General features: G+C 51.6%; 20 protein-coding genes and 1 tRNA gene. 10 read left to right on the top strand and 11 right to left on the bottom strand.

Features of this window, described 5'->3' with window-relative positions; translation table 11 throughout:
• Positions 1 to 13 precede the first annotated feature (13 nt).
• Positions 14 to 1522, top strand: coding sequence for a DEAD/DEAH box helicase (locus ACZ41M_RS08340; RefSeq protein WP_464731606.1), 1509 nt, complete (start codon positions 14 to 16; stop codon positions 1520 to 1522).
• A 96-nt stretch (positions 1523 to 1618) separates the two neighbouring features.
• The gene (pyk, locus tag ACZ41M_RS08345; protein ID WP_464731605.1) at positions 1619 to 3037 is read left to right on the top strand and encodes a pyruvate kinase; all 1419 of its coding nucleotides are present in this window, start codon (positions 1619 to 1621) and stop codon (positions 3035 to 3037) included.
• 72 nt (positions 3038 to 3109) lie between these two features.
• On the opposite strand, the gene ACZ41M_RS08350 is transcribed toward pyk, so the two are convergent.
• From ACZ41M_RS08350 to apbC, 9 genes are all read right to left on the bottom strand, one after another.
• Complete coding sequence (locus ACZ41M_RS08350) at positions 3110 to 4723, bottom strand: peptide chain release factor 3 (protein WP_464731604.1); 1614 nt, start codon at positions 4721 to 4723, stop codon at positions 3110 to 3112.
• A gap of 105 nt (positions 4724 to 4828) precedes the next feature.
• The gene (locus ACZ41M_RS08355) at positions 4829 to 5956 is read right to left on the bottom strand and encodes an NAD(P)/FAD-dependent oxidoreductase (protein ID WP_464731603.1); all 1128 of its coding nucleotides are present in this window, start codon (positions 5954 to 5956) and stop codon (positions 4829 to 4831) included.
• A gap of 108 nt (positions 5957 to 6064) precedes the next feature.
• Positions 6065 to 6175 carry a cytochrome bd-I oxidase subunit CydX gene (gene cydX / locus ACZ41M_RS08360; protein WP_464731602.1) on the bottom strand — a complete coding sequence of 37 codons (111 nt, stop codon included), beginning with the start codon at positions 6173 to 6175 and terminating at the stop codon, positions 6065 to 6067.
• Positions 6176 to 6204: 29 nt separating this feature from the next.
• Entirely contained in the window at positions 6205 to 7341 is a 1137-nt protein-coding gene (gene cydB, locus ACZ41M_RS08365; RefSeq protein WP_464732170.1) for a cytochrome d ubiquinol oxidase subunit II, read from the bottom strand.
• A gap of 10 nt (positions 7342 to 7351) precedes the next feature.
• Positions 7352 to 8887, bottom strand: a complete 1536-nt coding sequence (locus tag ACZ41M_RS08370; protein WP_464731601.1) for a cytochrome ubiquinol oxidase subunit I — start codon at positions 8885 to 8887, stop codon at positions 7352 to 7354.
• Positions 8884 to 9108 (bottom strand): cytochrome oxidase putative small subunit CydP, encoded by a 225-nt coding sequence (cydP, locus tag ACZ41M_RS08375; RefSeq protein WP_464731600.1) that lies wholly within the window; start codon positions 9106 to 9108, stop codon positions 8884 to 8886. Before cydP ends, ACZ41M_RS08370 begins: the two co-directional genes overlap by 4 nt.
• A gap of 342 nt (positions 9109 to 9450) precedes the next feature.
• Positions 9451 to 9948 (bottom strand): Rrf2 family transcriptional regulator, encoded by a 498-nt coding sequence (locus ACZ41M_RS08380; protein WP_464731599.1) that lies wholly within the window; start codon positions 9946 to 9948, stop codon positions 9451 to 9453.
• Between the two features lie 90 nt (positions 9949 to 10038).
• Positions 10039 to 10515, bottom strand: a complete 477-nt coding sequence (locus tag ACZ41M_RS08385) for a hypothetical protein (RefSeq protein WP_464731598.1) — start codon at positions 10513 to 10515, stop codon at positions 10039 to 10041.
• Between the two features lie 155 nt (positions 10516 to 10670).
• On the bottom strand, positions 10671 to 11750 hold the full coding sequence (gene apbC / locus ACZ41M_RS08390) for an iron-sulfur cluster carrier protein ApbC (RefSeq protein ID WP_464731597.1): 1080 nt from the start codon (positions 11748 to 11750) through the stop codon (positions 10671 to 10673).
• Positions 11751 to 11891: 141 nt separating this feature from the next.
• Between apbC and metG the strand changes: the two genes are divergently transcribed.
• Entirely contained in the window at positions 11892 to 13949 is a 2058-nt protein-coding gene (metG, locus tag ACZ41M_RS08395; protein ID WP_464731596.1) for a methionine--tRNA ligase, read from the top strand.
• Between the two features lie 78 nt (positions 13950 to 14027).
• Positions 14028 to 14103: transfer RNA gene (locus ACZ41M_RS08400), tRNA-Thr, on the top strand.
• Positions 14104 to 14460: 357 nt separating this feature from the next.
• Here the strand turns inward: ACZ41M_RS08400 and ACZ41M_RS08405 are convergent.
• Positions 14461 to 15147: a sulfite exporter TauE/SafE family protein gene (locus ACZ41M_RS08405; RefSeq protein WP_464731595.1), complete on the bottom strand. Its 687-nt coding sequence runs from the start codon at positions 15145 to 15147 to the stop codon at positions 14461 to 14463.
• A 362-nt stretch (positions 15148 to 15509) separates the two neighbouring features.
• Positions 15510 to 17138 carry a M10 family metallopeptidase gene (locus tag ACZ41M_RS08410; RefSeq protein ID WP_464731594.1) on the bottom strand — a complete coding sequence of 543 codons (1629 nt, stop codon included), beginning with the start codon at positions 17136 to 17138 and terminating at the stop codon, positions 15510 to 15512.
• A 253-nt stretch (positions 17139 to 17391) separates the two neighbouring features.
• Here ACZ41M_RS08410 and ACZ41M_RS08415 point away from each other — a divergent pair, with 253 nt between their 5' ends.
• The 6 genes from ACZ41M_RS08415 (at position 17392) to ACZ41M_RS08440 (ending at position 24097) form a co-directional block, all read left to right on the top strand.
• Positions 17392 to 19059 carry an ABC transporter substrate-binding protein gene (locus ACZ41M_RS08415; RefSeq protein ID WP_464732169.1) on the top strand — a complete coding sequence of 556 codons (1668 nt, stop codon included), beginning with the start codon at positions 17392 to 17394 and terminating at the stop codon, positions 19057 to 19059.
• A 202-nt stretch (positions 19060 to 19261) separates the two neighbouring features.
• Positions 19262 to 20284 (top strand): ABC transporter permease, encoded by a 1023-nt coding sequence (locus ACZ41M_RS08420; RefSeq protein ID WP_464731593.1) that lies wholly within the window; start codon positions 19262 to 19264, stop codon positions 20282 to 20284.
• Between the two features lie 167 nt (positions 20285 to 20451).
• Positions 20452 to 21123, top strand: a complete 672-nt coding sequence (locus tag ACZ41M_RS08425) for an IS1595 family transposase (protein WP_464729991.1) — start codon at positions 20452 to 20454, stop codon at positions 21121 to 21123.
• Positions 21124 to 21186: 63 nt separating this feature from the next.
• Positions 21187 to 22113 (top strand): ABC transporter permease subunit, encoded by a 927-nt coding sequence (locus ACZ41M_RS08430; protein ID WP_464731592.1) that lies wholly within the window; start codon positions 21187 to 21189, stop codon positions 22111 to 22113.
• Positions 22113 to 23132 carry an ABC transporter ATP-binding protein gene (locus tag ACZ41M_RS08435; RefSeq protein WP_464732168.1) on the top strand — a complete coding sequence of 340 codons (1020 nt, stop codon included), beginning with the start codon at positions 22113 to 22115 and terminating at the stop codon, positions 23130 to 23132. The genes ACZ41M_RS08430 and ACZ41M_RS08435 overlap by 1 nt, the downstream gene beginning before the upstream one ends.
• Positions 23129 to 24097 (top strand): peptide ABC transporter ATP-binding protein, encoded by a 969-nt coding sequence (locus ACZ41M_RS08440; protein ID WP_464731591.1) that lies wholly within the window; start codon positions 23129 to 23131, stop codon positions 24095 to 24097. The genes ACZ41M_RS08435 and ACZ41M_RS08440 overlap by 4 nt, the downstream gene beginning before the upstream one ends.
• The last annotated feature ends 18 nt before the right edge of the window (positions 24098 to 24115 follow it).

Here is a 24115-nt window from a genome sequence, read left to right on the forward strand (position 1 = left end):
GAATTCACACGACATGAGCAACAACACCCATCCGCCGAGCCAGAATGAACCGATCATCGCGCCAACCACAGCACCGACCACGTTTGTCGAATTTGGCTTGGACGAGCGCATTCTGCGCGCCATCCATGATGCGGGTTACACCACGCCCACGCCGATCCAGGCGCAAGCCATTCCCGTGGTATTGGCCGGACACGACGTGATGGGCTCGGCGCAGACCGGTACCGGCAAAACCGCCAGTTTCGTGTTGCCGATTTTGCAAAAAATCCTGCCTTTGGCCTCCACCAGCACCTCGCCCGCGCGCCATCCCGTGCGCGCACTGGTGCTGTGCCCAACGCGCGAATTGGCGGTGCAGGTCGCGGACAACGCACAAACCTACGCCAAGCATACGCCGATTCGCACTGCCGTGGTGTTCGGCGGCGTGGACATCAAAACGCAAACGCCCGCCGTGCGCGCCGGTGTTGAATTACTCATCGCCACGCCCGGCCGACTCTTGGATCACTTGGAACAACGCAACGTCAACCTGAACCAAGTGCAGTATTTGGTCTTGGACGAAGCTGACCGCATGCTCGACATGGGCTTTTTGCCCGATTTGCAACGCATTTTGAATCTCCTGCCGAAACAGCGCCAAACGCTGCTGTTTTCCGCGACCTTCTCCGGCGAAATTCGTAAACTGGCCGAATCCTACCAAAACCAACCGATTCTGATTGAAACCGCACAGCGCAACGCCACCGCGACCAACGTCACGCAAGCGATGTACCGCGTTCAGGACAAAAACCACAAACGCAGTGCGCTGGCGCAATTGCTGCGCCAAGAATCGGTCGAGCAGGCCATGATTTTCGTCAACACCAAAATCGAAGCCCGCGATTTGGCACGGTTTTTGCAACGCGCTCAGGTCAATGCGCGCGCGCTGCACGGCGACCAAACGCAGACCGAGCGTTTGGCCACGCTGGACGAGTTTAAAAACGGCACCGTACCGATTCTAGTCGCCACCGACGTCGCTGCGCGGGGCTTGGACATTGCCGACATGCCGTGCGTGGTCAATTTTGACCTGCCGTACAACGCCGAAGACTACGTGCATCGCATTGGCCGCACCGGTCGCGCCGGTGCGAGCGGACGCGCGCTGTCCTTGGTCACAGAGGACGATGAGCGACTGCTGAGCGCCATTAAAAAACTGACCAAGCAGGAATTCGAGCTGCGCACCGTGAGTAAACCGGAACGTACCCGTACTCGACCAACATCGGAGCACAACGATCATGGCAGTGCCGAAGCGCGCATTCGCAACATCGAGAAAAGCGCGCCGCACCGCCGAAGCGCGATTGACGAGGATGAGCTCAACTACCTGCGTCGCCAGATGAGCGTGTCGGACGATCCGTTCTTTTCACAACCGTACGTAGCGAGCAGCGAAGCGAATCAAACCCATTCAAAACCTGATTTGGCACACACCCATTTGTCCAGCCGCATGCCGCTGGTAAAAACCAAAAAACCGGTCGCCGCGCTGTTTCAGATGAACAAGAAGAAGTAAGCATCGACATCATGATGACATAATGACCGACTAAAATTCGTCTATTATGATAACGTTTACCTACCAACAACAAACCCCACACAACAAAGGAGCCCCATGAGAGACACCAAAATTGTTGCCACGCTTGGCCCTGCATCCACATCCGAAGAGGTTTTGCGCGACATGATTCGCGCCGGCGTCAACGTGGTTCGTATCAATTTTTCCCACGGAACGGCGCAAGAGCACATTGACCGCGTCAATACCGTGCGCAAAATTGCCGAGGAAGAAGGCATCCACATCGGCGTATTGGCCGATTTGCAAGGGCCGAAAATCCGCATCTCCAAATTCGAAGACAAAAGCGTGTTTTTGGCCAACGGCAGCACCTTCGTTTTTGACAAACAGGCCGATGTTCCGGGCGATGCCAGCCGCGTCGGATTAGATTTCCCAGACCTGATCAAAGACGTCCATGCGGGCGACATCCTTCTGCTGGACGACGGTAAAATCCGTATGCGCGTGGAGAACAACACCGGCGACGCGCTCGAATGTATCGTGGAACAAGGCGGTAAACTGTCGGACCGCAAAGGCATCAACAAGCTCGGTGGCGGCCTGTCCGCTGCAGCATTGACCGCCAAAGACATGGCCGACATTTTAGTCGCCGCACAATTTCAAACCGACTTTCTCGCCGTGTCATTCCCGAAAAGTCGTGCCGACATGTATATGGCACGTGAACTGCTGCGCAACGCCGGCGGCGACGCACTGCTGATCGCCAAAATCGAGCGCGCCGAAGCCATTCCCAACCTCGAAGAAATCCTCGAAGCCTCTGACGGTCTGATGGTGGCACGCGGTGATTTGGCCGTAGAAGTGGGCGATGCCAAAGTACCGGCGCTGCAAAAAATGATGATCCGCAAAGCGCGCGACATGAACAAACTCTCGATCACCGCCACACAAATGATGGAGTCGATGATCACCAGTCATGTGCCAACGCGCGCGGAAGTCTCCGACGTTGCCAACGCCGTATTGGATGGCACCGACGCGGTGATGCTCTCGGCGGAAACCGCCTCGGGCGAATACCCCGTCACCACGGTGCAAACCATGGCTCAGGTCTGCGACGAAGCAGAGCTGTCCTCGCGCGTTGATCTGGATCGCGAATTACGCGACTACGTCTTTACCCGCGTGGACGAATCCATTGCCATTTCGGCCGTCTTTGCCGCGCACCATCTGAATGCCAAAGCGATTGCCGTGATGACCGAATCCGGCTCCTCGGCGCTGTGGATGTCACGCCACAACATCAACACACCGATTTACGCATTCAGCAAAAACATCCGTACCCTGCGTCGTCTGAGCCTGTACCGCGAAGTTACCGTGATGGACTTGTTGGACAAAGACATGCTGCCATACGAGGTTGCCAACACCGTACAAAAGATTTTGTCTGAAAAAGGCATTGTGCAAAAAGGCGACACCATCGTGATTACCCGTGGTTCAACCATGGGGAAAAGCGGTAGCTCCGACACCATGCAGATTCGCAAAGTGATGTGATTGCATGACGCATTATCGTTATCCGTAAAAAAGCCGTTGCAACTCGCAACGGCTTTTTGATGGATGAGCGCCTCACGCCCCGCTCAGATTCACCGCATGTTCGCGCGTTTCGTGGAACACCAAGTCGGGGTAGCGCTCCTTCATCATGTCCAAATTCACACGGTGATTGGCCAGATAGGTCAAATTGCCCGCCGCATCTTCGGATAAATTATTCATCTGCGCTTTTTCAAACTCAGCCAATTGGGTTTTATTCTCCGACGACACCCAGCGCGCGATGTGGGTGGACGGCGTTTCAAACATGACTTCCACACCGTATTCGGCTTGCAAGCGGTGCGCCACCACGTCAAACTGAAGCACGCCGACCGCGCCAAGCACGATGTCCGAACCGTTCATTGGTTTGAACACCTGCACCGCGCCCTCTTCGCCGAGTTGCTGCAAACCTTTTTGCAACTGTTTGATTTTCAGTGGATTTTTGATGCGCGCAATGCGGAATAATTCCGGCGCGAAAAATGGAATGCCGGTGAACGCCAACATTTCACCTTCAGAAAAGCTATCGCCAATCTGAATATTGCCATGATTCGGAATGCCGATGATGTCGCCCGCGAATGCCTCCTCGACGATTTCGCGTGCGTGCGACATGAAAGTTACGACCGAGTTCGCCGCCACATCGCGGTTCAAGCGCAAATGTTTCATTTTCATGCCGCGCTCGAATTTACCCGAACACACGCGCAAAAACGCAATGCGGTCACGGTGCTTCGGATCCATATTCGCCTGAATTTTGAATACGAAACCGGAAAATTTGCCTTCCGTCGGCATGACTTCGCGCGCGGTCGCATCGCGCCCCGCAGGTGCAGGCGCCCACTCCAGCAACGCATCGAGAATCTCGCGCACACCAAAATTATTGATCGCCGAGCCGAAAAACACCGGCGTCAGGCGACCGGCCAAAAATTCGTCCAAGTCAAATGAATGCGACGCGCCCTGTACCAACTCGATGTCCATGCGCAACTGCGCCGCTTCATCGGCAAACAGCTCGTCCAAACGCGGATTGTCGATGCCCTTGATGACCTCCAAATCGAGTACGATTTTTTCCGTCCCCGCCTCGAACAGCAGCACCTCATCGCGCAATAAATGGTAAACCCCCTTGAAGTTTTTACCCTTGCCAATCGGCCACGTCACCGGCGCACAGTTGATTTTCAAAATGCTTTCAACCTCGTCAAGCAAATCCAAGGGATCGCGCACTTCGCGGTCACATTTATTCATAAACGTGACAATCGGCGTATGCCGCAAGCGACACACATCGAGCAATTTGATGGTCTGCGTCTCCACACCTTTGGCCGCGTCAATCACCATCAACCCCGAATCCACGGCGGTCAGCACGCGATACGTATCCTCGGAAAAGTCTTGGTGACCGGGCGTATCGAGCAGGTTGACAAAATGGTCTTTGTACTCGAACTGCATGACCGAGGACGCGACCGAAATGCCGCGCTGCTTCTCAATCTCCATCCAGTCGGAGGTGGCGAATTTACCGCCCTTTTTGCCTTTGACCGTACCCGCCTCCAAAATCGCGCCGGAGAACAGCAGGAGTTTTTCCGTGAGCGTGGTTTTCCCCGCGTCGGGGTGGGAAATGATGGCGAAGGTGCGGCGATGCTCGACTTCGTGACGAATTTGGTTCAGATCAACAGACATAATAAAAGCGCGAACGCGCAAGTAGCAAAAAACCGCCATTTTACGTGAGATTGACCTCACTCGTGGCGGTTTTGGCAGCGGACTTCCCTCGGCAAAGCGGGATGATCAGCGGTATTGGCGCAAATACCACCATTCAAACGCACGCTTGAGCCAATGGAACAGCCGCATCGGCGGCAAAGCAATCGCGCGGCGCTCACTGCGCAACACCAGCGCGCCTTTATTCACCGAGTCAATGATGCACATCAACTCAACCTTAAAGCGCGTATCGGCAGGCTGCCCGTTTAACTCCGCCCACAGATTTTTCGCAGCGGCGACTGCTTGCAAATCAGCGATATGCGCTTGCTTGGGCATCCAATCCGGCCCGGGGAAACTACCCGAATCACCAGCGACGTAAACGCAACTCATGCCCTCGACCTTGCAATGCGCATCCGCCTGCAGCAAACCACCGGCCGAGCGCGGCAAAGTCGTGTTATCAAACCACGCATTGCCCGTCATGCCGGGCATAAACAGTATCAAATCGGCCTTAAATTCGCCGCCCTCGGTGCACACTTTGTCCGCCTCAAAGGCGACCATCTTATGCCCCAAATGCGTCTCAATGCCGCGCTTGCCCATTTCCGCCAACAAGCCCGACATCGCTTTCGGCCCCAAGCGGTTGCCCGGCTGGGCCGCCGGACTGAAAAACAGCAGATGAAAGCGCTCACGTCGCCCTTGTTGACGCAGCAGGGTATCAATGCCAAACAAAAATTCAAACATCGGCCCGCCGCGCATCGCACTCGGCTCATTGGGATTACCCGCAAAGCCGACGGCAATCGTGCCGGAATCCATCGACTGAATCCGATCGCGAATTTTTTCCGCCGCATCAATCCCCTCGCACGGCGTGATCGCGTGCTCAATACCCGGCAGCTTTTTAATAAAACGCCCACCCGTAGCAATCAGCAGCCCGTCGTTCACCACATCGCCCTGATCCGTATGCACCACGCGACCATCCGCGCTCACACCGGTCACGTTCGCCTGATGAAAACGCACGCGATGCCGCGCAAAAAACGACTGCAACGGCACGATCAAATCCTCGCGCGTGCGCAAACCATTCGGAATCCAAATAATGCCCGGTAAATAATGCAGCTCCGCACGCGGCGCAATCAAGGTGATTTCCACCTCTTGACTCAATTGGCGCAATTGTTTGACCGCTTTCAAAGCCGCAAAGCCCGCACCGACAATGGTAATGTGTTTCAAAATGTCTCCGTACCAATCTTATATACAACATAGGGCGGACACAAAATGTCCGCCTCATTCGGTTATCTTCAGCAAACGCCGCACGCCATGATGTGCGGCAATCGACTCTTAGTGCCTGTCATTATGCTGATTATCGGCTTGATTTTCAAACCACAACGCGCTCATGGCAGCAAAAACCACCGCCAAAGCCACACCGAGAATCCAAGTAAAGTACCACATAGTCACCTCTTTTCAATCATCGAATCGATTTAGTACAACGCCTTGTCATTGGCCTTGACGTACTCCACAGTCACTTTGCCGCGCATCACTCGATACGCCCACGAAGTGTAGGTCAAGATAATCGGCACGAAAATAATCGCGACCCACAGCATGACATTAAGCGTGTATTTACTGGATGCGGCATCCCACAATGTCAAGCTCATGGTCGGATTGTCCGACGATGGCATTACGAATGGGAACAATGCCACACCCGCCGTCAGAATCGTCCCCACAACCGCCAACGACATGGTGACAAAACCGAGTAAGGTGCGGTGTTTACTTTGCAACGCCAAGGTAGCCAAAACACACAGATATACCAGCGCCGGGAATATCCATAAAGCAGGCATCGATGCATAATTGGTCAACCAGCCACCCGGAACCATCGCCACCTGCTTCATCAGCGGGTTCATCGCCAGATTCGGATCGCTCATAGTCACAATGCGCATCCCTTCCATTTGCGACACCCACACACCGGCCAGCGTAAACGCCAGCAAATTCACGACACCCGCATACAAGTTGATCTTCTTAACCCGAGCCTGAATTACGCCTTCGGTGCGGTGCGCCAGATAGGAACCGCCTTGAAGCATCAGCAAGGTCAAACTGACCACACCCACCAACAAGGCAAACGGATGAAGCAACTGAAAGAAATTACCGCTGAAAAACGCGCGCATGGTGTCATCAATTTTGAACGGCACGCCTAAAAACAAATTACCGAAGGCCACACCGAACAACAAGGAAGGAACCGCACTACCTATGAAAATCGCCCAGTCCCAGTTGTTGCGCCAGCGATCACTGGCGATTTTTGAACGGTATTCAAACCCTACTGGACGGAAGAACAAGGCCGCCAACAGCAACAACATCGCCCAGTACAAACCCGAGAAGGCAATCGCATACACAAACGGCCACGCCGCAAAAATCGCGCCGCCCGCGGTGATGAACCACACCTGATTGCCGTCCCAATGCGGCGCAATGGTATTGATGACCGCGCGGCGCTCCAAATCGTTTTTACCAACAAACGGCAGCAACGTGCCCACGCCCATATCATGTCCATCCATGATGGCAAAACCGATGAGCAACACGCCGATCAACAGCCACCAGATTAATTTTAACGTCATGTAATCCAACATCATCGGCTCCTTATTTCACTTGTTCGGTCAAAACAGTCGGACCCAAGCGTGCGTATTTGATCATCAAATACATTTCCACAATCATTAGGCCGGTATAAAACAGCACAAAACCTGCCAACGATGCCCATACCTCACCGGCAGAAACACTGGAAGCAGACAAATGCGTCGGCAAAATACCATTCACCGTCCACGGCTGACGACCATATTCAGCCACAATCCAGCCCAAGCTTGTCGCTATCCATGGTGCCGGCAGCATCCACACAGCAAAGCGTAAAAACCCCTTTTTCTCGTGAATCACATTGTTCGCCGACGCCCAAAACGCATAAATAAACATCGCGATAAAGGTAAAGCCCAATCCAACCATGATACGGAAACCATAGAACAGTGGCGCAACCTTTGGCACGGTGTCATGCGCCGCTTGGCGGATCATCTCCGGCGTGGCTTGATTCAAATCACTGGCGTATTTTTTCACCAACAAACCGTAACCCAAATCATCCTGGTGTTGCAGCATGATGCTTTTCGCCTCAGCATTGCTTTGATCTTTTTTGTACGCCTCCAATGCCAATACGCCTTTCACGCCGGACTCAACACGCGTGACATTGCGCTCACGAATCTCCTTGATCCCCGGCAAAACCTCATCGGTGGAGCGCGTCGCAATCAAACCCATCGCATACGGAATGTGAATCGCCCAATCATTTTTTTGCTCCGCTTCATTCGGCCAAGCGATTAAATTAAAGCTCGCTGGCGCTGGCTCAGTTTCCCACATTCCTTCCATCGCCGCCAATTTAGCTTGTTGAAACTCGCCCACCGCATAGCCAGACTCGTCACCCAACACTACCACACTCAAGGCCGAAGCCAAGCCAAAAGCAGAAGCAATGCGAATTGACCGTTTGGCAAATTCGACATACTTGCCTTTGAGCAAATACCAAGCCGAAATCGCCAACACAAACACCGAGCCGGTCACATAGCCTGCCGATACGGTATGCACGAATTTACTCTGCGCCACAGGATTGAACAAAATCTCTGAAAAACTGGTCAACTCCATGCGCGTGGTGATCGGATTAAACTCAGAGCCGACCGGATTTTGCATCCAGCCGTTGGCGATCAAAATCAACACCGCAGACAAATTACTCGCCACAGCTAATAAAGCAGTTACCAATAAATGCTGCCCCTTGGACAAACGATCCCAACCAAAGAAAAATAACCCGATCATGGTTGACTCAAGGAAAAACGCCATCAACCCTTCGATCGCCAGCGGCGCACCAAAAATATCGCCGACATAATGCGAGTAATACGCCCAGTTGGTACCGAACTGAAACTCCATCGTAATCCCAGTGGTCACACCGAGCGCAAAGTTAATCCCGAACAACTTTCCCCAAAACTTCGTCATGTCCTTGTAAATCTGCTTACCCGACAGTACATAGGTCAACTCCATCGCGACCAAAATGAATGACAACCCCAAGGTCAAGGGTACAAAAATAAAGTGATACAGCGCCGTCACAGCGAACTGTAACCGCGCGGCATCCACCGCACCGGCATCAATCATGGTTGTTTCTCCTTACTATTTTGAACAGGTTGATTCGAAATCGGGTGAGCGCAGTGGGATGAACTGCTGTAGAGACAATCCAAATTGTCTTGGTTGACTTTAACTTTATACGGCTGGATGAACGCCAGCCATAGCGCGTATAAAACCGCTATTTTCAGCAATACTATCGCCAGCAAATGCCAGCCCAAATTCAGTTTTCGCACATGCAAAAAATGCTTCATAGACACCTCCCCCGACGCGCCCAAGAGGATGTACGCATACACGCCTCGACCTCGGTTTTCGGATGAAATTCAGTTGAAATACTGAATAAATAGTAGCACGCATTTTCTCCGAATTTTCTTTTATATTTGCACTTGATATATCAATATAATTTATTTTTATTATAAATTTTTGTTACACGAATATATTTTCTATTTAAAAAACAATAAGTTATTAAAAACCCACTTCGTTTATTTGTTTTTAAAAAAAACTGAAATATTAGAAATGCATAAAAGCAACACCAAAAAAGCAGGGGCATGAAAAGCCCCTGCCGACAACACAATATCCGATCAAAACAGTTGGTTTTATGACGCAAATCTCATCACGCTCAATAAAGGTGTGGCATTACGAGTGGTATTCTGTGAATGCAAATGCTGCGTGCGTACCATGCTGGTGTGTTGATCAAGCAAATCGGCCAAAGACACGCCTTGCAAATACTCCAGGATTTTCTGGTTCAGATGATTCCACAAATAGCGATCCAAAAAACCATTGAACCCCAAATCATCCGCCTGTTCAGCCGACGATTTATCCAGCGACTCACCCGATGCCGGATCAACCACCGTGATAATGTGCGCGATAGAGATATCGTCTGCGGGCTTTGCCAGCACATAGCCGCCACCCGGCCCACGCACACTTTTGACCAAGCCGCGCCGACGCAGTTTGCCAAACAGCAGCTCTAAATAAGACAGGGATAATTTTTGCCGCTCGGCAATCAATGACAGGCTAATCGGCGTCGCGCCGTCGTATTCGGCCAACTCCAGCAGCGCCATCACGGCGTAACGCCCTCGGATAGTTAATTTCATGCGAACTCCTTAATCAATGCGTATAGACAGCGAAATGCAATCGCGGCGCATGAGTCATCATGCGCACCGACGTTTCGTCAACGGATTAGATTAAAAAGCGAGAGGCGGCGCTCGTGGCCGCGCGTGCCACTGCCGTAAGAAGGATTGAAATGCCTGCGTCTGCGGTACCGGCGCGATGAGTTGCGTCGTCGGCAGACCAAAGACAAGCACCAGCGCCAACGGCAGCACCGTGGCTAAAACACTGGTCCAACAGAATTCGCAACTACCGAATGGACTGGTAAGATTCGGGGCGTTTTTTGCCGCAGCGCTTGCGCTACCGGATGCGCCGATTGACTCAGCGCCAATGATTGAATTAACCTTGGCGTTGGCTTTTAGCAATGGCAAGCCACCATCCGCCTCATCGGCCACCCAAACGGTCTGAATGCCCATGGCCGAACACAGTTGCACAAAGCGACCACCCGGCGACATTTTGGCCAAAATTTGGTAAATCGGCACCAATGCCAACGCCAAAAACAGGATCATCAGTCCTGTGGCGATGCGTTGACGGGTGCGTTGGCGAATGTGCATGATGATGAATAAAAGTCGAATGAACTGTGGATCAATCGTGTTCTATTCTATCACCATTGACCTCAACACCCAAGCCAAACAGCCCAATCCCCAACCGATCATGCACCCAATCATTCGCCTCGCTCATGCGCTGTGCGAATACACCCATCAGCGCGTCATTGTACGGCTGAAGACACACGGATTTTATGCGTCAAATCTTTCGGACGACGCGCCAGCGCCAGACCGACTTGTCGCGCGATGGCGGCATAGTGTTGCGCATGAACGCCGCTCGGATCAGCCGCGACGCTCGGCTTGCCCGCATCCGCATTTTCGCGAATCGCCATCGCCAGCGGCAGTTGACCAAGCAGCGGCACATGGTAGTCTTTGCTCATCGCTTGCGCACCACCTGCGCCGAAAATCGCTTCTTCGTGACCGCAGTTCGAGCAGACGTGCAGCGCCATATTCTCAACGATGCCGAGCACCGGAATATTGGTTTTCTCAAACATGACCAAGCCTTTGCGCGCATCCATCAGCGCCAAATCCTGCGGCGTGGTGACGATGACCGCACCGCTGACCGGAATTTTCTGCGACATGGTGAGCTGAATATCGCCCGTGCCCGGCGGCATATCGACGATGAGGTAGTCCAAATCGTTCCACGCGGTTTGGCTGAACAGTTGTTGCAGCGCCTGCGACACCATCGGCCCGCGCCACGCCATCGGTGCGTCGTTGTCAATCAAAAAGCCGATGGAGTTGGCCTGAATGCCGTAGCGCTCGTGCGGAATCATCAGTTCCTGCTCATTCAGCTCGGGCTTGCCATCCACGCCCAGCAGCGTCGGCACGGACGGACCGTAAATGTCTGCGTCCAGTAGGCCGACGCGCGCGCCTTCAGCAGCGAGCGCGAGCGCGATGTTCACAGCGGTGGTGCTTTTGCCCACGCCACCTTTACCCGACGCAACCGCAATCACGTTTTTCACATTCGGTGAGACATTCGTGCCCGCTTGCGCCAGATGCGCGTCAATTTTCGTATCCAATTGGATACTCAGCGGAATGCCGGCGGCTTTTTGCAGCCGCTCGCGCAAATCGGCGTGCTGACTCGCGCAAGCGAATGGCAAAACCAGATGCAGTTTGGTTAAATTGCGATCGACTTCGAGTTTTTTAATCGCGCGCAGTTCGCCTAAAGTGGTGGCGTTTTGTTGCTCATTGCCCGCCAATGCAGGCACTTCGTTCAATCGGTTCAATAAATCGTCGTGGCTCATATCTGCCCCTATGGTAAAATTGTGCACTTTTTCTTTTTTCTCAAATGGGTGAAATTGTACTCGGTATTGCGCATGTGTGTCGTGCGCGAAAGTTGAGCGTCACCCATGCGTACTACCATCATTCAAACAGAATACATACCTATGACCGCATCACGCCAAATTTTAGTCACCTCCGCCCTGCCCTATGCCAATGGTCAAATCCACATCGGCCACCTCGTTGAGTACATCCAAACCGACATCTGGGTGCGCTTCATGCGCCTGCAAGGCCACGAAGTCTACTACGTCGGCGCGGACGACACGCACGGCACGCCAGTGATGTTGCGCGCGGAGAAAGAGGGACTGACGCCGAAACAGTTGATCGACCGCGTTTGGATCGAGCATAAACGTGACTTCGATGCGTTTGGCATTTCATTCGATAACTATTATTCAACCGATTCCGAGGAAAATGAATACCTCTGTCGGACGATGTACCTGCGTCTGCAAGAACAAGGGCTGATCGAAGCGCGCGACATCGAGCAGTACTACGATCCGATCAAAAATATGTTCCTGCCGGATCGCTTCATCAAAGGCGAATGCCCGAAATGCCACGCCAAAGACCAGTACGGCGACTCCTGCGAAGTCTGCGGCACGACCTACTCGCCAACCGATTTGCTCAATCCGTACTCCGCCGTATCGGGTGCAACGCCTGAGCGCCGCACCTCAACGCACTACTTTTTCAAACTCTCCGACCCGCGTTGCGAGCAATTCCTGCGTGGCTGGGTACAGGGTTTGGCACAGCCGGAAGCGACCAATAAAATGCGTGAATGGCTCGGCGAAGGCGACGAACACAAGCTCTCGGACTGGGACATCTCGCGCGATGCGCCGTATTTCGGCTTTGAAATTCCGAACGCGCCGGGCAAATATTTCTATGTCTGGCTGGACGCACCCGTCGGCTACTACGCCAGCTTCAAAAACCTGTGTGCGAAAAAAGGCTTGAATTTCGACGAGTGGACAAAAGCCGATTCGACCACCGAGCAGTACCACTTCATCGGCAAAGACATTCTGTATTTTCACACGCTGTTCTGGCCGGCAACCCTGAAATTCTCGGGTCACCGCACGCCAACTAACGTATTCGCCCACGGCTTTTTGACCGTGGACGGCGCGAAAATGAGTAAATCGCGCGGCACGTTCATCACCGCCGACTCCTACATCCAGACCGGCATGAATCCTGAATGGCTGCGCTACTACTTCGCGGCCAAACTCAACGCCAGCATGGAAGATTTGGACTTGAACCTCGATGATTTCATCGCACGCGTCAACTCCGATTTGGTCGGCAAATACGTCAATATCGCCAGCCGCGCATCCGGCTTTTTGCTCAAACGCTTCGGCGGCAAAATTGACGATGCCGCCATGAACGACGAACTGCTGCTGCAACTACGCGCCGCCAGCGCGACCATCGCCGAGCTGTACGAAGCGCGTGAATACGGCAAAGCCATGCGCGCCATCATGGAGCTGACCGACGCGGTGAACGTATTCATCGACACCAACAAGCCGTGGGAACTGGCGCGCGTCGAAGGACAAGACACCGAACTGCACCGCGTATGCAGCATCTGCCTCGAAGCATTCCGTATTTTGACCGTTTACCTTTCGCCCGTATTGCCCACTGTGGCGGAAAAAGCCTACGCCTTCCTCAACATCGCGTCACAAATGTGGACAGACGTGGCTACACCATTGAGCAGCGTCAATGCCATCAACGCCTACAAACACATGCTCACGCGCGTTGAGCCGACCCACGTTGACAAACTGCTCGAAGCCAACAAACAATCCTTGCAAGCCACCGACAGCGCCGTGGTTGCCGCCGAGATCGAGCCAATCGCCGACACCATCACCATTGACGATTTCGTTAAAGTCGATCTGCGCATCGCCAAAATCCTCGAATGCAAAGCCGTAGAAGGCTCGACCAAACTGCTGCAATTGACCTTGGACGCAGGCGAAGGCAAAACGCGCAATGTGTTTTCCGGCATCGCCAGCATGTACCAACCCGAAGACCTCGTTGGCAAACTCACCGTACTGGTCGCCAACCTCGCGCCGCGCAAAATGAAATTCGGCATCTCCGAAGGCATGGTACTCGCCGCCTCTGCCAAAGACGGCTCGGACAACAAAGGCATCTACATCCTCGAACCCATCGCAGGTGCAGAACCCGGAATGCGGATTTCATAAACAGTCCCGACAAAAACCGCAAAAACACCGAAACGCACTTGCACCAACTCAATGTTTCTGTGTATAATGCGAACCTTCGCCGGTTTAGCTCATCTGGTAGAGCACCTGACTTGTAATCAGGGGGTGGTGGGTTCAAGTCCTGCAACCGGCACCAAATACAAAAAAGCCCAGTTAAAAACTGGGCTTTTTTATGCTGATTAATACAACTTCATACCAATTACCGCTGCGGCTCAATTACAAGCTCAAAGATCATAAAGCACTGCAAAAGCAGGTTTCATAAGACATATCCGCCAAACACAAAAAGCTGCAAAGAGCAAATCCGCCGCATAGAGCGCATTTCCTGAGATACTGAGCCTCAGTTTGCTCTTAAGATTTTAACGGACACAACCAAAACACACTTCTCTAGAGTAACTTAGTTGAAGACAATTGGCCAACTCCGCTGATACCAACTTTAATCGACAGGGCGAGCAAAATAATGTAAATGGTATTTTTGAAGAAGCTGTTACTAACGCTATTTCTGAGCCTGATCCCCAAAAAAAGAAACAATATCGAGGTAAATGTAACCAAGCCATATGAAAACAACTTCTTGATAATTAAAGCCAATGATATTTTGACCCAAAAACAGAATCTGAATAATTTTGCCAAATAAATAGCAGAGATTACTCGACTTCACAATCTCATGTTTGTCATCGGTTTTTGAAAATAAATACATCATCAAGATCGGCGACATGGCATTTGTCGCCCCTCCCACAACACCTGCTAAAAATCCAAAAGCCAGAGTGTTGCCAATACCCGTATTGATTTTAAACTTCTTAATGAAGCCTTTATGACTCAGATATTCACTTGCAACATATAAAAACGTCACCGCGGACATGGCGATATACATGATACCGGCCGACACAATGATGAGTAATTGAATGCCAACAACACCTCCGATAATGCTTGATAGTATTAATAGCCGATATTTTTTGAAATAAAACAGCGCTTCCTGTACAAATCTTTGTTTATTATTTGAGGACAAAACAATAAGGTTCACTATTAAACTCGGAAAAGCCATCATTGCAATGGCCTGGGGCAATGTAAATGCCAGTGATAGAGAAGTGGTTCCTATCATTGGATAAGCCATTCCACTAATTCCGTGCAACAAGGAGGCAATAGCAAAAATGAATATTTGGATGATGTCTGTTGATAAATTCAATTTTGGGCCGCCCTTGCTCCGATACGAAGTCTATTCATGTCTGATATGGCGTGCCGCGCATCGTTACTCACGATACCGCTTTTGACTTTAACCATGTATTGAAATCCCCCTAAATCTATATCGTTCATTTTTAAGAGATAGTTTAGCGCATCAATCTTTCATAATGCTGTCAAGTTGCTTTAGCGTATTATTGGACAAAGCGCGAAACCCAGCCAAGCACTCATTTTCGATTCTGCAAGAAACAAACTCGAAATAGATGCCTGACTCTGTGGTCAACCTTTGTTAAATTGTATTCAATTGCGCAATAAGTCAAACACGAAAAAGCCCAGCAAAATGGCTGGGCTTTTTATCGTTTTTATTAATCACACTATCACAAAATCTGCCGCAGTAAGCATGGGGTGAACAGTCGTTCCTAACACAGCAAACGCTACCGAAGCGCCGGCTCCACTACCATCCGCATCATAGCTCAACGCACCCGTAGTGGTGTTGTAGCAAATAAAATCATTACTGTCCGTAGCAATACCCGTTGCATTGGCGCAGAAATTGGCTGTAGCTAAGGCACCCAACGTTGTCAGTTTGGTAAAGATGGCATTTTCTAACTGAATGGTGTCATCAGTCACATTAAAGTCAGTAATAGTGTCTTTGTTACCCATGGCACTGAGTGCGGTATTAAACACAAAGGTATCTAATCCGGCACCTCCGTTCAGTGTGTCATTCCCACCCATACCATTCAAGATATCATTTCCAGCCGCGCCGTACAGCTGATTACCACTCGCATTACCACTTAGGGTGTCGCCATAGGCTGAACCATACAGGTTTTCAATATTGAGTATGGTATCTGTACCTGAGCCACCAGTCGCTTGTGCTGTCGTCAAATTCAGATTCACATTCACCCTTGATCCTGCATAGGCGTAGGAAACTCCATCCACTCCTGAGCCACCGTCCACTCGATCACTGGCTGTACCCGTGCCAACATAAATCAAGTCATTACCCAAACCGCCCGACAAGGTATTACCTGAACTATTACCATACAGCTTATCTGCACTACTCCCGCCAATTGCGGCCTCTATAATCACCCCATTGGCAATGGTATATCCACCAATAATTCCTGTGCCATAGGATACATAGCCCCCCGCATTCGCACCGATCAGGGGTGCGGCGCGCAGATCAATTGTGCAGGCAACATTAGATCCTTCATTGCTAATCGTATCCGTTCCACCTGCATCCCAAATGCACGACCAATAGCTTCCGACATCGTTGACTTTTGGCAATCGATACACATCATTTCCCGTTGCGGTGCTTGTATTCACCCCGTACAATTTTTGCAAAGCAGCTATATCCAGCGCCATGAGCGTACCTTGCCAACCGTAGTCGTAATATTCGGAGTAGTGACCTTTCCAACCATCGTTATAGCTCATGGTGGTCCAAATCCCTTGATTCATCTCATGGGTCCCCAATGGGTTATCGGACGTAACGCCAGGAAACTTGGTTGCATCGGCATCACCACCTCCATCATGAGGATGCGCCAACCCCATTGCGTGACCCAATTCATGGATAATGGTGACATAGCCGTAGGCTCCTTTATCCAAATAGCCCCAGCTTGCACTATCTTGATTAAAATACCCATAAGTACTGGGATAAATATTCTCCGGTATTTCATGTAGCCCTAAAGAATTCTCACCCATCGCACTTGAAGGCGCCTTCCACCATTTTAGATCTGTTGTCTCTGCTGTAGATTCGGCAAATTGTAAATTGCATACGCTGGAGTAATTCGCCAACGCCATTCGGAAAGCATTCTTTTCGGCGTCAGTCCATATACCACCAATAAAAGCACCGATAGAACTTTCTGATGAAAACAAAAGACCAGTGCCAAATGAATAAGTAATAGCGGTAGGACTGGTCGCATATGACCAGCCGCACCCCCAAATCAGTGAGTCCAAATAAACATTACCGTAACCACTGCCTGCGATAGAACCATTTTGCGTCGCCATTTCGTCCTCTATTACAAAAATGAAAATAACACCACTTCGCTATTGTTTTGGCATCCATTTACTGGACACCACTTCACAATATCGACACATTTTACCGATGTTTGGGCAATAAATGCACGATTTAATGACACAATCATCAATACGTGAGTTCCAAATTAGCTTGAACATAAGTCCCTGACGGGGTATATTGCATCCATCAGCGCGTATTTATCGGTATCGTTTATGAAAATGCGTTCTTTTTATTTTTCTCTTTCTGGAGGTTGGCATGTTGAAACAAACTTTGAAATACACCGCCATCATGGCGTGCATCGTCGGTTTGGCGGCTTGCGGTGGCAACAGTGGCAAATCAGGTTCTGCTGAAAAATCAGCAGCAGGCGGCGCAAGCGCAGACGGTAAGAAAACCTTGGTGTACTGTTCCGAAGGCAGCCCTGAGGGTTTTGATCCGGCGCAATACACCTCTGGCACCACGTTTGACGCCACCACCTACACGGTGTACAACACCTTGGCGCAATTCAAACGCGGCGAAACCTCAGTTGAGCCAGGTTTGGCGGAGAGCTGGGATGTATCGCCCGATGGTAAAACCTACACCTTCCACCTGCGCAAGGGCGTGAAATTCGGCACCACCGACTATTTCAAACCGGCGCGTGATTTCAATGCGGACGACGTGGTGTTCTCATTGAGCCGTATGGTCAACAAGGATTTCGCATTCAACAAAGCTTATCCAGCCGAGTTCCCATATGCTTCAGACATGGCATTGCCTGATAATGTTACCTCCATCACCAAAGTGGACGACAACACCGTTAAAGTGGTGTTGAAAGACGTAGACGCAGCCTTCATTCAAAACATCGCCATGCCTTTCGCCGTGATGCACTCGGCGGAATACGCCGCGCAACTCGAAAAAGCGGGCAAAGCCAGCGATCTGAACGTATTCCCTGTCGGCACAGGGCCGTTCACCTTCAAAAACTACCAAAAAGACACACAAATTCGCTTCGTGAAAAACCCAGACTACTGGAACAAGGACGACGTGAAAGTCGACAACTTGGTGTTTGCCATCACCAAAGACTCCTCTGTGCGCGCACAAAAAGTCCAAGCAGGCGAATGTAACGTCTCCGCCTATCCGAAAACCGCTGAAATCGACGCAGCGAAAAAATCCGGCAAAGTCACCGTACTGGATCAACCGGGCTTTAACGTTGGCTACCTCGGCTACAACGTAGAAAAAGGCCCATTGGCGAAACTCGAAGTGCGCCAAGCACTCGACATGGCGATCAACAAAGACGCAATTTTGCAAGCGGTATACCAAGGCGCGGGCGTGAAAGCGACCAATCCGATGCCGCCAACCCAATGGTCATACAACGACAAGCTCAAAGACGCGCCGTATGACGTTGAAAAAGCCAAAGAATTATTGAAAAAAGCCGGCGTACCGGAAAACTACGAGATCAACCTGTGGGCGATGCCGGTACAACGTCCGTACAACCCGAACGCCAAACTGATGGCCGAAATGGTGCAAGCGGACTGGGCAAAAGTCGGCGTGAAAGCGAAAATCGTGAGCTACGAATGGGGTGAATACCTCAAGCGTGCGAAAACCGGCGAACACGACGCGATCATCGTTGGCTGGACGGGTGACAATGGCGATCCGGACAACTGGCTCGGCGTGTTGCTCAGCTGTAAAGCGATTAACGGCAACAATTACTCGCGCTGGTGTAACAAAGATTTCGACAAATTGGTGACGGATGCCGTGCGCATCACCGACAAGGCCAAGCGTACCGACATGTACATGAAGGCGCAGGAAATCTTCAAACACGATTTGCCTTGGACCACCATGGCGCACTCCGTCGTGACCGTATTCACCACCCCCAACGTATCTGACTTCAAAATCAGCCCGTTTGGCGCAATGAATTTCCAAGGTGTTGACGTGAAATAATGCCTCGGGCAAACGGATGATACTACTGAATGTTTCGCTGTTTGCCCAAAATAAAAAGCCACTTCCGAATGATTGAGCCAAAACTCAATGATTCGGTGCAGTGGCTTTTTCCATATTGTTAATCATGACGATCGCTGTGTAGGACTTGAGCTAAAAGCAGCGTGCTTCGGCTCCCGTTCAAAACGCAGCAAAAGGTTTTGACATGCTGTCTTTTATTATTCGTCGTCTACTGTTGCTGATTCCGGTGTTCATCGGCCTGACGCTCTCGACATTTACCCTGATTCGTTTGGTTCCGGGTGACGTGGTTGAGGTCATGATGGGTGAACGCGCGGTCAATCCGGAGTTGCACGCCGCCGCGATGAAGCGTTTGGGGCTGGATAAGCCGCTCTTGGTGCAGTATTGGGACTATCTGATGCGTCTGTTGCATGGCGATTTTGGTAAATCGTTCCGCGACCAAATGCCGGTGCTGAATGATTTTTTTGCCCACTTTATTCCGACTTTGGAATTGGCATTCTCGGCCATGCTGATCGCTTCGATTATTGGCGTCACGCTCGGCATCATCGCTGCACTGCGGCGAGGCAGTTGGCTCGACTATACGCTGATGACCGGCGCTCTGGCGGGCTACTCCATGCCGATTTACCTGCTCGGGCCGATTTTGACCGGTATTTTCGCGCATGCTTTGGGTTGGCTGCCGGTGTCGGGCGTCATCAGCGTGACAAAGTTTTTGGATGTGGAGCCGTGGTATGGTTCGTGGCTGCTCGGTGCACTGTTTTCCGATCAGCCGGGCGCCTTTAGGGACGTCTTGTCCCATTTTGTCTTGCCGTCTATTGCACTAGCAACCATTCCTCTGGCGACGATTGCGCGGATGACGCGCTCGGCAATTTTGGAGGTTCTGGGCGAGGATTATGTGCGTACGGCGAAGGCGAAGGGGCTGTCGCCGCGCCGCATTATTTTGGTGCATGTGCTGCGCAATGCTTTGATTACCGTGGTGACGGTGATCGGTTTGCAAATGGGTACGCTGCTCGCCGGTGCGATTTTGACCGAGACGATTTTCAGTTGGCCGGGGGTCGGTAACTGGTTGTTGGATGGTTTCCACCATCGCGATTATCCGATTGTGCAAAACGGTATTTTGCTGGTGGCGTGTGCGCTGATGATCGTGAGTTTGTTGGTCGATGTTTTGTACGGTTTGATCAACCCACGCATTCGCACCGCGAATAATCAATAAGGGTCTTAGGAAGCAAACGCATTAAAATAAGCGCTAAGCTCTTGAGACCAAATGAAAAACAAGTACTTCAACCATTCAAAAATTAGCGAAGCAAAGTTTCGTCAGATTTTAAGGTAGGGTCTTAGGAAGCAAACGCATTAAAATAAGCGCTAAGCTCTTGAGACCAAATGAAAAACAAGTACTTCAACCATTCAAAAATTAGCGAAGCAAAGTTTCGTCAGATTTTAAGGTATTTTGCTCTAGATTTAACAGCAACCGAATGTGCCGCATTAAGCGGTATATCCGTCCGTTCAATCAACAGCATATACCTCAAGATTCGTCGTCGCTTGGCGATTGTTTGCCAGCAAGCCTCACCGCTTAAAGGCGAATTAGAAGCCGACGAATCTTACTTTGGTCCGCATCGAGTACGTGGTAAACGCGGACGAGGAGCTTCAGGTAAAACCATCGTGTTTGGCTTACTCAAACGCGATGGAAACATCTACACTGAGATTGTGCCGAATGCTTCAAAAGCCAGTCTGCAAGCCATTATCCGCGGAAAAGCAGATATTAATAGTATCATTCACACCGATGGCTGGCGTGGTTATGATGGCTTGGTGGACATCGGCTTTGATAAACACTTTCGGGTCAATCACGGTGCAGATGAGTTTGTGAATGGTTCTAATCATGTAAATGGGATAGAATCATTCTGGAGTTATGCCAAACGTCGTTTGATGCAGTTTAACGGCGTTCCGAAAAACACTTTTTTACTACACTTGAAGGAAACTGAATTTAGGTTTAATCACCGTAAGACTGATTTATATAAAGTCATTCTTAAGTTACTTCGTGATCAACCTTTGTAGCATTCTGCTTCCTAAGACCCTCAATAAATACTCCGATGGTTCGTGATTTTTGAAGGATAGTTTATGTCTGGTAACACCATCACTCCAAGCGCGCTCAACCCTTCACGCAGCGGCTCGCCAACGATGCCGTCGCAGTGGGAGTTGTTTTACCGCTCGTTCGTAGCCAATCGCGGCGCGGTTTTGGGCTTGTTCGCTCTGCTGATTTTGGTCTTTGTCGCGATTTTTGCCAATGTCTTGGCGCCGCACAATCCGTTGGAACTGTACACCGGTAAGGAGCAATTACCGCCCGCATGGTTAGAGGGTGGTGACGCGCGCTTTTTCCTCGGTACCGATGATGCGGGGCGCGACACGCTCTCGCGTGTGATGCACGGGACGCGTTACTCGCTATTCATTGGTTTGGCCGCGACGCTGTTGTCGGCGATCGTCGGCGTTTGCCTTGGTTTGGCCGCTGCGTTTTGGCCAAAGCGTCTGGGGCGCGTGGTCATGCTGTTCAACGATATTTTGATGTCGTATCCGAGCCTGCTGCTGGCGATCGTTATCGCTGCGATTTTAGGGCCATCGATGACCAATACGATCATCACGATTGCGCTGGTGTGTTTGCCGCCGTTCATCCGTTTGACTCGCGCAACCGCGATGGTGGAGTTGCAACGCGACTATGTCACCGCCTCGCGCGTGATGGGCGCGGGCACGCTGCGTTTGCTGTTCGTTACGATATTGCCAAACTGCCTTGCGCCGCTGATCGTGCAGGCAACCATGATTTTCTCCTCCGCTATTTTGGAAGCAGGCGCAATCGGCTTTCTCGGCTTTGGCGTACAACCACCGCTGCCTGAGTGGGGCGCAATGCTCGGTACGGCGCGCCAATACATTCAGAGCAATATCTGGATGGCGATTTTCCCCGGCTTGGCGGTGTTTATCTCCGCCTTAGCGATTAATTTGATGGGCGACGGTTTGCGCGACGCGCTGGATCCGAAGCTGAAACAGGTGTCATGATGACGGCGAATAATCCATTATTACAAATCGATAATCTGTGCGTCACCTTTGGTAAGGCCGAGCGCGCCTTTCGCGCCGTCGATCAGGTGTCGCTGTCGGTCAACGAGGGCGAAATCCTCGCCATCGTCGGCGAATCCGGCTCCGGCAAATCGGTGTCAATGATGGCCGTAATGGGCTTGCTGCCCGACAGCGCGACCATCACGGCGAATCAGTTATTGTTCAACAACACCAATCTGCAAACCATCAGCCCGGCAGCACGGCGCGCGATCATCGGCAAAGACATTTCGATGATTTTCCAAGACGCCATGACCAGCCTGAATCCGAGCTTCACGGTGGAAATGCAAATCGGCGAAGTGCTGCACGCGCATTTGGGTTTGCGCGGTGATGCGGTACGCACGCGCATTTTGGAGCTGCTCGATCAAGTGGAGATTTCCGACGCGAAAAACCGTCTGAACGTCTACCCGCATCAGCTCTCCGGCGGCATGTGTCAACGCGTCATGATTGCCATGGCGATTGCCTGCGAACCAAAGCTACTGATCGCCGATGAACCAACCACCGCGCTGGACGTGACCGTTCAGGCGCAAATTATGGATTTGTTACAGCGCCTGCAAGCCGAGCGCAATATGGCGATGATTTTGATTACACATGACCTCGGATTGGTCGCACAAAATGCGCACAACGTCGCCGTCATGTATGCCGGCCAAGTGGTGGAAACCAGCACCGTGCCGCATATTTTCGAATCGCCCGCTCATCCATATACCGAAGCATTGCTCGCAGCGATTCCTGATTTTTCCAATGGCGCAGAGCGTTTACAAAGCCTCTCCGGCGTGGTTCCGAGCCAATACGACCGTCCGGCAGGCTGCCTGCTCTCGCCGCGTTGCCCCTACGTACACCAAGCCTGCCACACGCCGCCACCCATGCAAAACACAGCGTTTGGGCAAGTGCGTTGCGTCAGCAACTCATTGGAACAACTACACACATACCGTACGCAATCAGGCGACGAAGGAGTAAGCGCATGAGCGCCATAGTACTGGAAGCCAAAAATTTAGCGCGCTACTATCCGGTCTCGCAAGGGTTCGGACAGGGCAAAAAATACGTCAAAGCCCTCAATGGCGTGTCCTTCACGCTCGAAGCGGGCAAAACACTGGCAGTGGTCGGCGAGTCCGGCTGTGGTAAATCCACCTTGGCGCGTCAACTGACATTGATCGAACACCCAACCTCGGGCGAACTGCTGATTAACGGTCAAGGCGTGACCCAACTCTCCGGTGCACAACTAAAAGCGTTGCGCACCGAGATTCAAATGGTGTTCCAAAACCCCTACGCCTCGCTCAATCCGCGTCAATCCATCGCCTACCAACTCACCGAGCCGCTGACCATCCACACCTCGCTGTCCAAAGCCGAAAAACACGAACGCGTGGTCGCCATGATGAAGCAGGTCGGCCTGCGTCCCGAGCATGCCTCGCGCTATCCGCATATGTTCTCCGGCGGGCAACGCCAACGCATCGCGCTCGCACGCGCCATGATGCTCAATCCGAAAATCGTCATCGCCGATGAGCCGACGTCCGCGTTGGACGTATCGATTCAGGCGCAGGTGTTGAACCTATTCATGGATTTGCAGGCGCAATTTCACACCGCCTATGTGTTCATCTCACACAATCTCTCGGTGGTGCAGCACGTCGCGCACGACGTGATCGTGATGTATTTGGGCAAAGTGGTTGAACACGGTAAAAAAGAAGATATCTTCGAGCGTCCTTTGCATCCGTACACCAAGGCTTTACTCTCGGCTGCACCGACGCTCAAAGCGAAAAAGGAACAGATCAAACTCTCCGGCGAGCTGCCCAGCCCGCTCAATCCACCTTCCGGCTGCGCACTGCATCAACGTTGCCCGCATGCAGTTGAACGCTGCGCGCGCGAAGAACCGGCGTTGCGCTCATTCGCGGGGCAACAGGTCGCTTGTCACCGGATTGAGGAAATCAACGGATAAGTTTGCCAGATACAATCC

The organism is Puribacter membranae (assembly GCF_055380425.1).

Coding starts and splice junctions, on each gene's coding strand:
- ACZ41M_RS08420 (WP_464731593.1), top strand. CDS start 19,262: ATGCTGTCTTTTATTATTCGTCGTCTACTGTTGCTGATTCCGGTGTTC.
- ACZ41M_RS08440 (WP_464731591.1), top strand. CDS start 23,129: ATGAGCGCCATAGTACTGGAAGCCAAAAATTTAGCGCGCTACTATCCG.
- metG (WP_464731596.1), top strand. CDS start 11,892: ATGACCGCATCACGCCAAATTTTAGTCACCTCCGCCCTGCCCTATGCC.
- pyk (WP_464731605.1), top strand. CDS start 1,619: ATGAGAGACACCAAAATTGTTGCCACGCTTGGCCCTGCATCCACATCC.
- apbC (WP_464731597.1), bottom strand. CDS start 11,750: ATGAGCCACGACGATTTATTGAACCGATTGAACGAAGTGCCTGCATTG.
- ACZ41M_RS08385 (WP_464731598.1), bottom strand. CDS start 10,515: ATGCACATTCGCCAACGCACCCGTCAACGCATCGCCACAGGACTGATG.
- ACZ41M_RS08410 (WP_464731594.1), bottom strand. CDS start 17,138: ATGGCGACGCAAAATGGTTCTATCGCAGGCAGTGGTTACGGTAATGTT.
- ACZ41M_RS08425 (WP_464729991.1), top strand. CDS start 20,452: ATGAAAAACAAGTACTTCAACCATTCAAAAATTAGCGAAGCAAAGTTT.
- ACZ41M_RS08430 (WP_464731592.1), top strand. CDS start 21,187: ATGTCTGGTAACACCATCACTCCAAGCGCGCTCAACCCTTCACGCAGC.
- ACZ41M_RS08435 (WP_464732168.1), top strand. CDS start 22,113: ATGACGGCGAATAATCCATTATTACAAATCGATAATCTGTGCGTCACC.
- cydP (WP_464731600.1), bottom strand. CDS start 9,108: ATGAAGCATTTTTTGCATGTGCGAAAACTGAATTTGGGCTGGCATTTG.
- ACZ41M_RS08380 (WP_464731599.1), bottom strand. CDS start 9,948: ATGAAATTAACTATCCGAGGGCGTTACGCCGTGATGGCGCTGCTGGAG.
- ACZ41M_RS08350 (WP_464731604.1), bottom strand. CDS start 4,723: ATGTCTGTTGATCTGAACCAAATTCGTCACGAAGTCGAGCATCGCCGC.
- ACZ41M_RS08370 (WP_464731601.1), bottom strand. CDS start 8,887: ATGATTGATGCCGGTGCGGTGGATGCCGCGCGGTTACAGTTCGCTGTG.
- cydX (WP_464731602.1), bottom strand. CDS start 6,175: ATGTGGTACTTTACTTGGATTCTCGGTGTGGCTTTGGCGGTGGTTTTT.
- cydB (WP_464732170.1), bottom strand. CDS start 7,341: ATGTTGGATTACATGACGTTAAAATTAATCTGGTGGCTGTTGATCGGC.
- ACZ41M_RS08340 (WP_464731606.1), top strand. CDS start 14: ATGAGCAACAACACCCATCCGCCGAGCCAGAATGAACCGATCATCGCG.